13 protein-coding genes are annotated in these 12678 nt (G+C 65.8%); 3 read left to right on the forward strand and 10 right to left on the reverse strand.

What is annotated here, in order from left to right; all coding sequences use genetic code 11:
* Nucleotides 1-162 precede the first annotated feature (162 nt).
* The 3 genes from ABB26_RS06120 to ABB26_RS06130 all read right to left on the reverse strand — a co-directional run bounded on the left by ABB26_RS06120 (nucleotide 163) and on the right by ABB26_RS06130 (nucleotide 3248).
* The gene (locus ABB26_RS06120; protein ID WP_057632795.1) at nucleotides 163-933 is read right to left on the reverse strand and encodes a hypothetical protein; all 771 of its coding nucleotides are present in this window, start codon (nucleotides 931-933) and stop codon (nucleotides 163-165) included.
* Nucleotides 934-1237: 304 nt separating this feature from the next.
* A complete protein-coding gene (locus tag ABB26_RS06125; protein ID WP_057632796.1) occupies nucleotides 1238-1831 on the reverse strand; it encodes a hypothetical protein in 594 nt (197 codons plus the stop codon).
* Between the two features lie 34 nt (nucleotides 1832-1865).
* Nucleotides 1866-3248, reverse strand: coding sequence for an L-serine ammonia-lyase (locus ABB26_RS06130; RefSeq protein ID WP_057632797.1), 1383 nt, complete (start codon nucleotides 3246-3248; stop codon nucleotides 1866-1868).
* A gap of 97 nt (nucleotides 3249-3345) precedes the next feature.
* On the opposite strand from ABB26_RS06130, the gene ABB26_RS06135 reads away from it, so the two are divergent.
* Entirely contained in the window at nucleotides 3346-3579 is a 234-nt protein-coding gene (locus tag ABB26_RS06135) for a glutaredoxin family protein (RefSeq protein WP_057632798.1), read from the forward strand.
* A 34-nt stretch (nucleotides 3580-3613) separates the two neighbouring features.
* Here the strand turns inward: ABB26_RS06135 and ABB26_RS06140 are convergent, their stop codons facing one another.
* On the reverse strand, nucleotides 3614-4276 hold the full coding sequence (locus ABB26_RS06140; protein ID WP_057632799.1) for a response regulator transcription factor: 663 nt from the start codon (nucleotides 4274-4276) through the stop codon (nucleotides 3614-3616).
* A 79-nt stretch (nucleotides 4277-4355) separates the two neighbouring features.
* On the reverse strand, nucleotides 4356-5153 hold the full coding sequence (locus tag ABB26_RS06145; RefSeq protein WP_057632800.1) for a 3-hydroxybutyrate dehydrogenase: 798 nt from the start codon (nucleotides 5151-5153) through the stop codon (nucleotides 4356-4358).
* A 114-nt stretch (nucleotides 5154-5267) separates the two neighbouring features.
* On the opposite strand from ABB26_RS06145, the gene ABB26_RS06150 reads away from it, so the two are divergent.
* Both ABB26_RS06150 and ABB26_RS06155 read left to right on the forward strand, forming a co-directional pair.
* Nucleotides 5268-7100 carry a 3-hydroxybutyrate oligomer hydrolase family protein gene (locus ABB26_RS06150; RefSeq protein ID WP_057632801.1) on the forward strand — a complete coding sequence of 611 codons (1833 nt, stop codon included), beginning with the start codon at nucleotides 5268-5270 and terminating at the stop codon, nucleotides 7098-7100.
* A gap of 115 nt (nucleotides 7101-7215) precedes the next feature.
* Entirely contained in the window at nucleotides 7216-7812 is a 597-nt protein-coding gene (locus ABB26_RS06155; protein WP_057632802.1) for a HutD/Ves family protein, read from the forward strand.
* A 91-nt stretch (nucleotides 7813-7903) separates the two neighbouring features.
* Here the strand turns inward: ABB26_RS06155 and ABB26_RS06160 are convergent, their stop codons facing one another.
* From ABB26_RS06160 to ABB26_RS06180, 5 genes are all read right to left on the reverse strand, one after another.
* The gene (locus tag ABB26_RS06160) at nucleotides 7904-9514 is read right to left on the reverse strand and encodes a sulfite reductase subunit alpha (RefSeq protein WP_057632803.1); all 1611 of its coding nucleotides are present in this window, start codon (nucleotides 9512-9514) and stop codon (nucleotides 7904-7906) included.
* On the reverse strand, nucleotides 9511-10491 hold the full coding sequence (locus ABB26_RS06165; RefSeq protein WP_425477248.1) for an FAD:protein FMN transferase: 981 nt from the start codon (nucleotides 10489-10491) through the stop codon (nucleotides 9511-9513). The genes ABB26_RS06160 and ABB26_RS06165 overlap by 4 nt, the downstream gene beginning before the upstream one ends.
* Nucleotides 10492-10651: 160 nt before the next feature.
* Nucleotides 10652-11458, reverse strand: a complete 807-nt coding sequence (locus ABB26_RS06170; protein ID WP_057632805.1) for a DUF4198 domain-containing protein — start codon at nucleotides 11456-11458, stop codon at nucleotides 10652-10654.
* A gap of 26 nt (nucleotides 11459-11484) precedes the next feature.
* Nucleotides 11485-12006, reverse strand: a complete 522-nt coding sequence (locus ABB26_RS06175; RefSeq protein WP_057632806.1) for a DUF2271 domain-containing protein — start codon at nucleotides 12004-12006, stop codon at nucleotides 11485-11487.
* 25 nt (nucleotides 12007-12031) lie between these two features.
* Nucleotides 12032-12676: a PepSY-associated TM helix domain-containing protein gene (locus ABB26_RS06180; protein ID WP_057632807.1), complete on the reverse strand. Its 645-nt coding sequence runs from the start codon at nucleotides 12674-12676 to the stop codon at nucleotides 12032-12034.
* Nucleotides 12677-12678 lie beyond the last annotated feature (2 nt).

The following is a 12678-nucleotide window of genomic DNA, read 5'->3' on the forward strand; positions in this document are numbered from 1 at the left end:
ATCATCTGTCCCCCGGGTCGGCAACGCATCCGGGGACGGATCCGATCTGCCTGTTGATCAGTCAGCCTCAGAGCGTTCTGCTCGCCCGGGCGGCGAGTTGAGTCGGCTTTGCGATGACCGATTTCGCAACGCATTCCACCTCGATGCTGGGAAGCCGTTGCCTCAGCGACGGCCGAACTTCTCTACGAGGTAGCGCTGCACTTCGGTACGGCTCATGCGTGTTCCATCGTGGTTGACCACGCTGAAATCCACGCCGTTTTCCCATAGCTGTGGGGCGGTGAGCACGGCGATGTCCTTCGATGCGGTTCTGCTCTGCAGATCGAGCAGGTACTGGTTGAAACCTGCATCGCGCAGCCATCCGTCGTAGCTGGAGTCGTGGTCGGTAGCGAACTGCACCTGGTAATTGCATTCCTCACGGTCGGGCGAAGGGCGGAGCTCGCAACGAGCGTCCCAATCGTGCAGGCCGATCCAGGCATCCGGCTCCATCTGTCGTTGTGCACCGGCTGCCCAGAGCGCAACGCACATGCTCGCGCATTGCGATTGCACACGAACGATGAGGTTGCGCCTGCGGATCATCCGCGCCGCTTCCAGTCCCGGGCCGGCATAGCCGCCGCCACTGGTGATGTCGATACGCTGCAACGACGGGTTGGCATCCAGTGCGGCGCGCAGGTCGTTGGCGAATTTCGCACCGACGCTGCCTTCAATGCGCAACACGCTGCCTTGCTCCTGCACCACCATGCGGGCTTCATCCAGGGTGGTCAGCGTAGTGGGTTTCTCACCCTGGACCACCATGGCGCCGCGATTGGCGGTGGAGGTTGCAGTGGCCGGAGTTTCGGATCCGGACGCGGTTGTGGCGGCTTCGGCATCTGACGGTGCCGGCTTGCGGTTGCCGATGAACCAGGCGCCGATCACCAGCACGATCGCGGCAAGCACGACCTTGCCCAGGCTGAGGCCGCCAGAACGCGGCGTAGGGCGTGGTGCGGGCCTTGGCGCCGGTCGTACAGGCGGCGTGGGAGGTAGTGCAGGCGGTTGCCCGCCGGATTCCTGTTCGGTTTGCACCCGTCCCCCTGACGTTCCTTCGTGTGGCGCGATTCTGGTATGTCGGCCGGGGGGATTGCAATACGGTGCGGGCGGCGCAGAAAGCAGAGCCCTGTGGTGCCGAACCATGCCCGGCAGTGGTGTTATCAGGAGTGCTTCTGCGGAGCGTGGCTTGCGCTCTACAGGGGGCTTTTTGTGGTTACCGACGGCGCCATAGCGCGTGCGCGGGCAGCGCCAACATCAATGCAATGGTCAGGGGCCAGATGAGTAGTGAGTTGATCAGTGACGTCCACCACGCCACGTCGATCTGCCAGCTGCGCCAGGCTTTGCTGTTGGCCGCGCGAATCGCGATGCCGGGTTGCATGCCGAGTGTGGTCGACGGTAGCGCGCCGAGTTGGCCGACCAGCCGATAGCGGCCCGGGTTGAGCTGCGGCAGGGAAATCTGACTGCTTACCGTGTCGCTTCTCCAGCTGCTTGCTTGATGCAACACGCTGCGGTTGGCAGCGACCTGTTGATTGTCGGCGTCCAGCAACTGCCACTGCAGCGTGATGCCGGCATCGCTCGGCGCGGGCGGATGTTTCCAAGAGGCGGTGCGACGCGCGAACTCATCCAGTGGCAGCTGCCCGGCTTGGAAATCCAGATTCAGTACCCAGCTTTCCTGCAGACGGATATGCACTGGGATATCGAAGCTGCCATCCGCAGCGATGGCGCCGGCGGCGGGCGCCGCCGTCCAGTAACGATCCCAGAACGTGCTTACTGCAAGCCACAGCAGCAGGAGTGCGAGCAGGCGCAAGCCCCATCGGGACCAGCGCCTGCCCGTTGATGCATCAGCACTCGATGACGTTGACGGCAAGGCCGCCACGGCTGGTTTCCTTGTACTTGTCCTGCATGTCGCGGCCGGTATCGCGCATGGTCTTGATGACCTTGTCCAACGACACCTTGTGCTTGCCGTCACCACGCATCGCCATGCGGCTGGCATTGATCGCCTTCACCGCGCCCATCGCGTTGCGCTCGATGCAGGGAATCTGCACCAGCCCGCCGATCGGGTCGCAGGTCAGGCCGAGGTTGTGCTCCATGCCGATTTCGGCCGCATTCTCGATCTGGCCCGGATTGCCACCCAGTGCGGCCATCAGGCCGCCCGCGGCCATCGAGCAGGCCACGCCGACTTCGCCCTGGCAGCCGACTTCGGCGCCGGAGATCGAGGCGTTTTCCTTGTACAGGATGCCGATCGCAGCTGCGGTGAGCAGGAAGTTGAAAATGCCCTGTTCGTTGCTGCCCGGGCAGAAACGGTCGTAGTAATGCAGCACCGAGGGAATGATGCCGGCCGCACCATTGGTAGGCGCGGTGACCACGCGCCCGCCGGCGGCGTTTTCTTCATTCACCGCCAAGGCATACAGGTTTACCCAGTCCAGCGTGGTCAGCGGGTCGCGCATCGCCGCTTCCGGCCGCGCGGACAGTTCGCGGTACAGCGTGGGTGCGCGACGGCTGACGTTGAGCCCGCCGGGCAGGGTGCCCTCGGAGCGGATGCCACGGGTCACGCAGGACTGCATGGCGTCCCAGATCTCGCGCAGGCCGGCGCGGATTTCATCCTCGCTGCGCCAGCACTTCTCGTTCTCGAAAATCATCTGGGCGATGCTCAGGCCGCTGCGCGCGGCCTGCGCCAACAGCTCATCGCCGCTCTTGAACGGGTAGGGCACGGGCGTCTGGTCGGGCACGATGCGGTCGTCGGCGGCATCGTCCTCGTTGACCACGAAACCACCGCCCACCGAGTAGTAATCGCGGGTGGCGATGATCTGGTCGTCGGCGTCATAGGCGGTGAAGCGCATGCCATTGGTGTGGTACGGCAGCTTCTGGCGCTTGTTCATGGCCAGGTCGCGCTTCTCTTCAAAGGCGATCTCGCGCTGGCCCATCAGATTGATGCGCTTGCTGGAACGGATGCGCTCCAGCGCGGCAGGAATGACGTCCGGGTCGATCTGGTTCGGGCGGTGGCCTTCCAGCCCGAGCAGCACAGCCTTGTCGGTGCCGTGACCACGGCCGGTCAGGGCCAGCGAGCCGAACACTTCGGCGCGGATGCGCACCACGTCCTGCAGGCGGCCCGGGTCCAGCAGCCAGCGGTGCACGAAGCGCTCGGCCGCGCGCATGGGGCCCACGGTGTGTGACGAACTCGGGCCGATGCCGATCTTGAACAGGTCGAACGTACTGACGGACATGCGTATTTCTGCGAACTGCGTAGAGAGGGCCGTTATTCTACGGGCTCGCCGCCGCCGGCCTTGCCCGCAGCGCAGCATTCCCCCGGTGGAGCAAAGAATGAGCGGATTGGTTCTGTATCAGCGCGACGACTGCCACCTGTGCGATCTGGCACTGGCGGTGCTGGCGCAGGCCCGCGCGCCGGAGTTCGACAGCGTGTTCATAGACGAGGACGCCACACTGGAAGAGCGCTATGGCGTGCGTGTGCCGGTATTGCGTGACGGCGCCGGGCGCGAGCTGGATTGGCCGTTTGATGCAGCAGGACTGGGTGCCTGGCTGGGCGACGGGAGCTGACGGGGCGTCCTGGGTTCGCGCCGCTTCCGCCGGTTTAGACCACCTGACGGGCGGGGTCGCTAAGCTCCAGTTCGCGCAGCACAACGCTGGCCTGGGTGCGGTTGCGCACACCCAGGCGCTCGAAAATCGCCGACAGGTGCGCCTTGACGGTGCGCTCCTGCACATCCAGCCGGTCGGCAATCTGCTTGTTGAGCAGGCCTTCGGCGACCAGTGCCAGCACCCGGAACTGTTGTGGCGACAGGCTGGCCAGGCGCGCGGCCAGCTCGCTGTCATGGAGCGATGACTGCGCCCGCGTGACCGAAGCGCGCAGCGACGCCGGCAACCACTGCTCGCAGGCCATCACACAGCGGATGGCCTCATGCAGCTCGTTCAAACCGGAACTCTTGGGCAGGTAACCGGCAGCGCCGTGATCGAGCGCGCGGCGGACCACGCGCGGATCGTCATTGGCCGAGACCACGATCACCGCCACGCCCGGGTGCTGCGCGCGGATGGCGGCCAGGCCGGCCAGACCATGATTGCCGGGCATGTGCAGGTCCAGCAGGATCAGGTCGGTATCCGGCGCGGCATCCAACGCGGCCAACACCCCCTCCAGCGACTCGGCCTCCCGCACCTGCATGCCACTGACCGCATCGCTTGCGGCCTGACGCAAGGCGGCGCGGAACAGGGGATGGTCGTCGGCGATCAACAGGCTCGGCATGTAGGGCAACAATGGATGAACAGTGATGAGTAGAGGCCGAAGCAGGATGAAAGGCAACAGGCGGGGGCGTGCCTCGCCGTCACTGCGCCGTCCACGCTCCATCCATCGGCATCGCGGCGCCGGTGACGTTGTGGGATTCGCGGCGACACAGCCAGACCGCCATCGCGGCGATGTCTTCAGGCAGCGACATGCGCAGGCTGGGTTGTTTCTCTTCGAGCAGGGCGCGCACGCCGTCGTCACGGCTGCCGCCATTGCGGTGGGCCTGGATCTGCGGCTCGATCAGCGGCGTTTCCACCCAGCCCGGGCAGATGCAGTTGACGGTGACGCCGCCGCTTTCACGGCTGCCAGCGGCGGCATACTCCAGCGCGGCAACCTTGCTCAGGCCGACGATGCCGAATTTGCTGGCCACATACGGCGCCTTGTTCTTCGATGCCACCAAGCCGTGCACCGAGGCGATGTTGAGCACGCGGCCGTAGCCGCGTTCGGCCATGCCTGGAAGCGCGTGCTGCATGGTGTGGAAGGCCGCGCTGAGGTTGATGGCGATGACGTCATCCCACTTCTGCGCGGGCTGTTCGGCCAGCGGTGCGGCGTGCTGGATGCCGGCGCAGTTCACCAGCACATCAACCTGGCCCCAGCTCTGTACGGCTTCGAGCATGCCGGTGATCTGGTCGGGCTTACGCAGGTCGGCATCGAAGTGGCGGGCCTCGCTGCCGGCGTCGGTGACGCTCTTGAGTGCGGCTTGAATCTGTTCTTCGCTGCCCAGGCCATTGATGGCCACGCGCGCGCCAGCCGCGGAGAGGGCCTGTGCAATGGCCAAACCAATGCCGGAGGTGCTGCCGGTCACCAACGCGGTGCGGCCTTGCAGAAAGCGGTCCATGGGGGACTCCATAAAACGGGGGGAAGTGTGGGGAAACGTAGCAGCCAGCGTGCTAAAGGCGTGTGGTACCAAAGTACGATGAGCCGGCCCGGGTGCCTCTGCTAGGGTGCGCCCATGAGCCAATCCCTACTGCGCGCCGCCTGCGGCCTATTCGTCGGACTGAGCCTGGCCTCCTGTGCCAGCGGTCCCGCATCCAAGTCCGTGGAGCCTTCCATGTTCAGCAACGAACTCCGCAGCGAACATCGCGGCAGCGACGATCTGCTCACCGCAGGCCTGGGTCTGGCCGGCCTGCGCAGCATGGCGCCGCCGGCCTTTGCCGATGCCAATGCGCCGACGGTGGAAGAGCTGCGCCGACGCGCGCTGTGGGGCAGCTGGCGCGGTATTGCCGATCTTGCCCCGGGCGGTGGTTACGGTGAGCTGTTCGGCAGCTTGGCGCCCGCGCCGGGTCGCGAGTACGCGGCCTATGCGCGGTTGCCCGGTGCCAAGCAGCCGCACCGCGTGCTGGCGCAGGTGCCGGACAACTTTGATCTGGCCAAACGCTGCGTGCTGGTCGCACCGGCGTCAGGCTCGCGTGGCATCTACGGCGCCGTATCGGTAGCGGCAGCATGGGGCCTGCCCAAGGGCTGTGCGGTGGTCTACACCGACAAGGGCGCCGGCAGCGATTACTACGATCTCGACGCACAGCAGGGCGTGCGGGCCAATGGCACCGTCGGTGCCCTGGGCGAGGCCGCTGACCTGGCTTTCGTGCCGGATGCGCCGGTCAACGCCTCGGGCGTTGCGTTCAAGCATGCGCATTCCAAGGACAACCCGGAAGCGGACTGGGGCCGTCACGTGAAGCAGGCCGCCGAGTTCGCGCTGCTGGCACTGCAGCAGGCCTATCCGCAGGCAGCGCCGTTCACCTTCGACAACACCCGCATCATCGCTGTTGGCATATCCAACGGCGGCGGCGCGGTGCTGCGTGCCGCTGAACTGGAAGGTGACTGGCTGGATGCGGTGGTGGCCGGTGAGCCCAGCATCTATTCCGATGGCCCGGGTGCCCGTGCCCTGTACGACTACACGACCGAGGCGGCGCTGCTGATGCCATGTGCGCAGTTGCACATGAGCAACCTGCCGCAGCCGCCGATGACCGCCGCGTTGCAGGCTGGCGCCGCCGTGCGTTGCGCCACGCTGGCGGTCGAGGGCGTTATCGGCGGTGCCACGCCGGCAGCGCAGGCCAAGTCGGCTTACGAATTGATGATGAGCAAGGGATGGACCGACGAAGCGCTGCGTGCCGGCGCCCTGTCCACCGGTTTTGATCTGTGGCGCGCCATCGCCGCGACCTACGCCTCGGCTTACGGCCGCTATGGCGTGGGCGAGCATCCGTGCGGGTTCAATTTCGCTGCGCAGAACCCTGACTTCTCACCACGTACCGCCACTGCCGCCGAGCGCGCGGCATGGATCTCCGATGGCAGCGGCATTCCCCCAGGCGCGGGGGTGGGCCTGCTGGACAGCAAGGTGCAGCTGCCGGACCTGACCTATGCCGGCCTGAAGTGTCTGCGTGGTCTGTGGGACGGGCAGGGCGAGGATGCCAAACGCGTGCAGGCCGGCATCCAGGCCACCCGCGCTGGTCTGCCCCGCCAGGGCCTGCCGGTCATGGTGATTCATGGCACCGACGATGGTCTGATTCCGCCGGCTTTCAGCAGCGCACCGTATGCCGCTGCAGCGAAGGCGGCCGGGCGCGAAGTGAGCTATTGGCAGGTGCGCCATGTGCAGCATTTCGACGGTTTCCTCGGCCTGCCGGACTACGGCTCGCGTTATCTGCCGTTGCTGCCGTACGTGTACGCCGCGCTGGACCGCGTGCAGGCACGGCTGGACAACGGCGCGGCATTGCCGGCCAGCGCGGTGATCGAGACCACGCCGCGCGCGGGCAAACCGCTGACGGCTGGCAACCTGGCGCTGCCGAAGTAATCGCGAACTCCGGCACGAGCAGGGCGCGCCGCGAAGCAGGCACTGCTTCGCGGCTCCGCGTTTGACGCTACTGCGGCAAGTGCGTTGAGCTGCATGGCGGTGGCATCATGCAGCGATGGATATCCTCAACGCCTCTTCACGCATCATTCCTTCCGCTGACTACCACCGCGAACGCTGGCGCAATGGCCTGGGCTGGACCCGGGAAATCCTGCGCCTGCCCGCGCAGGGCGATTGGCAGCTGCGTTTGTCGATTGCCGAGATCGAGCAGGACGCGGCGTTCTCGGCCTTCCCGGGCGTTGAGCGCGAACTGGTACTGCTGCAGGGCGAAGGGCTGCGGTTGCGCTTTGCCAATGGCCGCTGTGAGACCTTGCTGCCGCCGTACCAGCGGCTGCGCTTTGCCGGTGAAGAAGACATCGCCGGTGAACTGGTCGACGGGGTGACGCAGGATTTCAATCTAATGTGGCGCCGCGATGCACTGCAGGCCGAACTGCTGCACCGGCCGCTGGTGGGCAACATGTTGTTCTTCACCGAGCCTCAGGCGGCATGGGCGATTCACCTGCTGGCTGGCCAGGCCGAATTTGAAGGTGGCGTGCTGCCGCCGTTGGCCGCTGGCGATACCGCCTGGTTGGGCGCGGGCGAGCGCAGGCGTTATGCGTTGAATGGTGGTGGCGAGTTGCTGGCCATTCGCGTGAGCCCGGCAACCGTGCCGTAAAGCGGAGCCATGCTCCGCTGGGGCATGGCTGGTGAAACGTTCTGCCGAGCATGGCTCGGCGCTACGGCCGGTTTGCGTTGTGCGTGATGGCTTAGTACACGTCGCGGCGATAACGGCCGGCGATGCGCAGGGCTTCGTGGGCTTCGCTGCCCAGGGCGCCGATGATCACCGCATCCACTGCGGGCGCCATGCCCTGCAGGCTGCCGCAGACCAGAATGGTGGCGCCTTGTTCCACCCATTCGCGCAGTCGCAGCGCATCGGCGGCGAGCGCGTCCTGCACGTAATGGAACGGGCCTTCGTCGCGGCTGAACACTGTATCCAGATGCTCGATCCAACCTTCGCGCTGCCACTTCTGCAACTCGTCGCCGAAGTGGAAATCGTGGGCGGCGTTGCGCTCACCGAACAACAGCCAGTTGCGACGTGCGCCGGTATCGATACGCGCGCGCAGGTGCGCACGCAGGCCGGCGATGCCGGTGCCGTTGCCGATCAGGATCAGCGGTGCGTCGACCTGCGGCGGGTGGAAGTTGCGGTTGCTGCGCAGGCGCAGGTCGATGGCGTCGCCAGGGACGGTGTAGTCGCACAGCCAACCGCTGGCCAACCCGGGTGTGCCGTCCGGCCGCAGCTGGCGGCGCAACATCAGCTGCAGCGTGCCGTCCGAAGGCATCGACGCGATGGAGTATTCGCGATGCGGCAGTGGCTTGAGTGTGGCGTTGAGCCCGGTGATGTCGCCGCTTGCGATCTGCTCAGGCAGATACGAGACCGCCAGAACCTCATGCAGCAAACGTCCATCCGGCAGCAAGGCGGTCGCGGCGAAACCGTTGGCCTGCATCCAGTGTGCGACGGCGTCAGCGGACTGATGCGGACCGATCTCGGCGATGTCGCCGGCCTGCCAGGCAGGAAGCGAGCCTTCCTGCGGATGCAGTTTGAGATGAAACACCGTGCCGCCGACGCTGCCGGGATTGAGCGCTTGCCGCTCCTGCAGTCGCCATGGCTGATAAGCCGGCGCGCTCCAGTCGGGAACATCAGCAACCTTGCTACCGAGTTGACCAAGCAGTTGCTGCCAATGGCGCAATGCGTCCGGGTCGGCGTTGTCCACTTCCACCGTATCGAACAGAGGCTGTGCCCTGTGCTCGCGCAACCAGTCATCCAGTTGATGGCCGAACGCGCAGAACTGGTCATAGGTGCGGTCACCGAGCGCGAGTACCGCATATTGCAGTCGCGGCAGTGCGGCCGGTTGCGTCATCACCCGGCTCAGGAAAGCCAGCGCATGATCAGGCGGGTCACCTTCGCCGGTGGTGCTGGCGATGAACAAGGCCTTGCGACTGCTGCCGAGCATCGCGGCGTCCACCTGGTCCAGTGGGCGCAGGCGGGTTTTGTGACCGGCGGCGCGCAGGCTTTCGGCGGTACGTTCTGCAAGCTGTTGGGCGAAGCCGGTTTGGCTGGCCCACGCCACCAGTACCGGCGGTTCGCCGTCATTGCCGGATTCTTCCTTGCGCGGGCGCACCCGCCACCACAGTGCGAAACAAGCGGCAGCGTAGATCGCAGTGGCAACCAGCGCACTCCACCATTGCGCAGGCAGGGGTGAGGTCAGCCACCAGCTCTCGCCCAGGTGCAGGCGCAGTAACAGGAAAGCGATGAGCAGCAGCGTGGCGATCATGCCGATGTTGCCGAGCACGGCACGGAGGGAGCGGTTGGAACTCATTGCGCATCTGCATCCAGGTAGCGCTGGAAGGCGGGCGTCATCACCTCTTCCAGCCCGGCATTGCCGCGCGATACAAAGCGCGCGGCAAGGTCATGTTGTTTGGCGAACGCCAGCCCTTGCTCGGCGCCCATCACGGTGAGCGCGGTGGCCCAGGCATCGGCAAGCATCGCTTCGCGGTCGATCACCGTGACGGCGGCCGTGGCGCGGGTCACCGGTGCCTGCGTGCGCGGGTCGAGCGTATGACTGTAGGACACGCCCTCGTGTTCGTAATGATGCCAGCGGTCACCGGAGGTGGCGATGGCGAGGTCATTCAAGGCCAGCACGCGCGGTGGGTACTCGGCGCCCGCGTCTTCTTCCGGCGCCGATTCCACCAGCACGCGCCAAGGCTGGCCATCGGGCTTGAGGCCGTAGCCGTGCAGTTCGCCGCCCACTTCCACCAGCGCCGCGTCGACGCCGTTGCGGTGTAGCCAGCGGCTGACCAGGTCCACGCCGTAGCCTTTGGCAATGGCGGACAGATCCAGCCGCAGCTCACCAGGTTGCAGGACAGACTGCGTTTGTGGATCCAACTTCAGTTTGCTCCAGCCACAACGGCTGCCGACATCTGCCAGTTGTGCGGGATCGGGGACGCGCTGTGCAGCGGCGTCTGCACCGAAACCCCACAGCGCGACCAACGGCCCGATGCTGGGATCGAACGCGCCATCACTGCGCGCGGCGATGTCATGCGCGGCACTGAGCACGGTCCAGAAATCGTTTGGAAGTGCATGCCAGCTATTGGCAATGGCACGGTTGTAGCGGCTGATGTCCGAGTCCACTTCCCAGGTGCTCATCTGCGCGACCACGCGGTCAAGCTCGGCCTGGATGCCAGCATGCAGTGCATGCAGATCACGACTGCGCGGCGCGACCAGTTTGACGCTCCAGCGGGTGCCCATGGTGTGGCCGCCAAGGGCGGCGATGTCGGAAGTGGGGGACATCGGTATCGGGAATCGAGCAGGAACCTTTTATCCTTCTCCCGCATGCGGGGGAAGGTGCCCCGAAGGGGCGGATGGGGGAGCGTTCTTGCTGACGTCGATCAGCAGCGGGGCCTCATGCCCTCACCCCAACCCCTCTCCCGCATGCGGGAGAGGGGCCATGGGAGCGTTACTGCGGCAGCACTTCGAGCGTGGCGACGTAGCTCAGGCGACGCACATTGGCCTGCGGTACCGAGGTCTTGTTGTCTTCGGTGCCGGTTTCCAGCCAGTACATGCCGGCGTCCGGCCAGGTCACCGAGAACTCGCCCTTGGCGTCGGTGGTCACCTTGATCTCTTCCTGGGCATTGCGATAACGCGTTCCGCCGCGGGTGATCTCCACTTCCAGGCCGGCCTGCGGCTTGCCGTCCACCAGCAGGCGGAACTTGGCCTGTTCGCCATTGACCAGATCGTTCGGGTGGCCCAACGCGACCATCTCCAGGCCCTTGCCGGTCGGCTTGAGCGCGGTGTCGTTCGGGTTGCCGTTGGTGACGAAGGTCTCCACGCGGCCTGCGGTCTCGGACACCTTCAGCTCCGGCGCGTCCTTCGGTACTTCGGCGGCGAACTTCTCCGCATTGCCGCGCCAGCGTTTGGGCTTGCCGTCTTCCTGCCAGGTGGCCGACAGACCGGCGTTGACATTGGCCAGGCGGTAGGTGCCCTGCTGGGTGAGCTCCACGTCGAACACGCTGCGGTACTTGCCGGTGGCCACGTTCTGCGGCTGCACGGTGCTGCCATCAGGTGCGGTGATCACCAGGTTGTCGATGCGCAGCGGCACGTGGTTGAAATAGAAAAGGTCGTTGGACACGGCCGCGTCCACCGTGATCCACGGATTGGTGCCGGCGATGACGGTCTGCGACGGCTGCAGCCAGGCCTTGTGGGCAGAGGCGGTGAACGGCAGTGCCGCGGCAAGGGCGGCAGCAAGGATCAGGGTACGCTTCATCGGATAGCTCCAGTGATGTGGGCGGATCAGGGTTTGACGGCGAGAGTGACGGCGCCCAGCTCGGCGGTGCCCTGGGCACTGCCGTTCTGCGCGGTGCGTGCCGGCCAGGTGAAGGGAATCTTGACCAGTTCGCGGCCGCCCACTTCGCGTGCGGCTTCCACCACCAGCGTGTACTGGCCGGCGGCCAGGCCGCGCAGCTGCGGCTGGCGATCATTGAAGCTGAGCTGGTGCTTGCCAACCGGACGGGTCGGGCCGGTCACGCCATCCACCGGTACCTGCAGCGTACGGCCGCTCTTGCGCCACCACTGGCGCAGGTCCGGCAGCCACTTGGTGCCGTGGCCTTCGGCGGTGTCCTTGAGCTGGTACCAGACCGACAGGTTGGCCGCGACCTTCTGGTCGGCGCCTTCAATCCACACCGCGACATACGGACGGTGGTATTCGGCCACGTTGAGCGCGGGTACTTCGACATTGACGTCGAGGCTGGCAGCGTAGGCCGCAGGAGCGGTGGCGATCAGGCCGCTCAGGGCTATGGTCAGGGTGACGCGCATGGTGCGACTCCGGAAGGAATGACGATCAATGGATGAGAAGCAGGGCGATCAACAGCGGGATCAGCAGGCCCAGACCGACCAGCGGCCAGGTCATGCGCCGCTGCCGTGCATGCAGATGCAACAGGAACAGGCCGGTGATGCAGAACACCAGGCAGGCCACGGCGAACAGGTCAAGGAACCAGCCCCAGCCCGGGCCGGCGTTGCGACCCTTGTGCAGATCGTTGAAGTAGGACACCCAGCCGCGGCGGGTCTTCTCGAATTCCACCGCGCCGGTTTCGCGGTCGATACTCAACCAGGCATCGCTGCCGGGGCCAGGCATGGACAGATAGATTTCTTCCGGCGACCACTCGGCGGGCCGCTTGCCGATGGACACATCCAGCTCGCGGGACAACCAGTCGGCGACCTTGCCCGGCAGCGGCGCATTGCCGTCCTCGCGTGACCCCAATGCCTTGAGCAGCGGCGCGGACAGCGCGATCTTCTGGTTGTGCACAACGGGCTTGGCTTCGATCTTGGACGCGTGGTTCAAGGTGATGCCGGTAAGGGAGAACAGCAGCATGCCGATCAGGCAGACCGCCGAACTGATCCAGTGCCATTGATGCAACGTGCGCAACCAGAAGCCACGGCTGGCCTGCTGCTGCACGATGTTGGCGGATGCGCGGTCTACTGACACGG

The organism is Stenotrophomonas humi, from assembly GCF_001431415.1.
Taxonomy (GTDB): domain Bacteria; phylum Pseudomonadota; class Gammaproteobacteria; order Xanthomonadales; family Xanthomonadaceae; genus Stenotrophomonas; species Stenotrophomonas humi.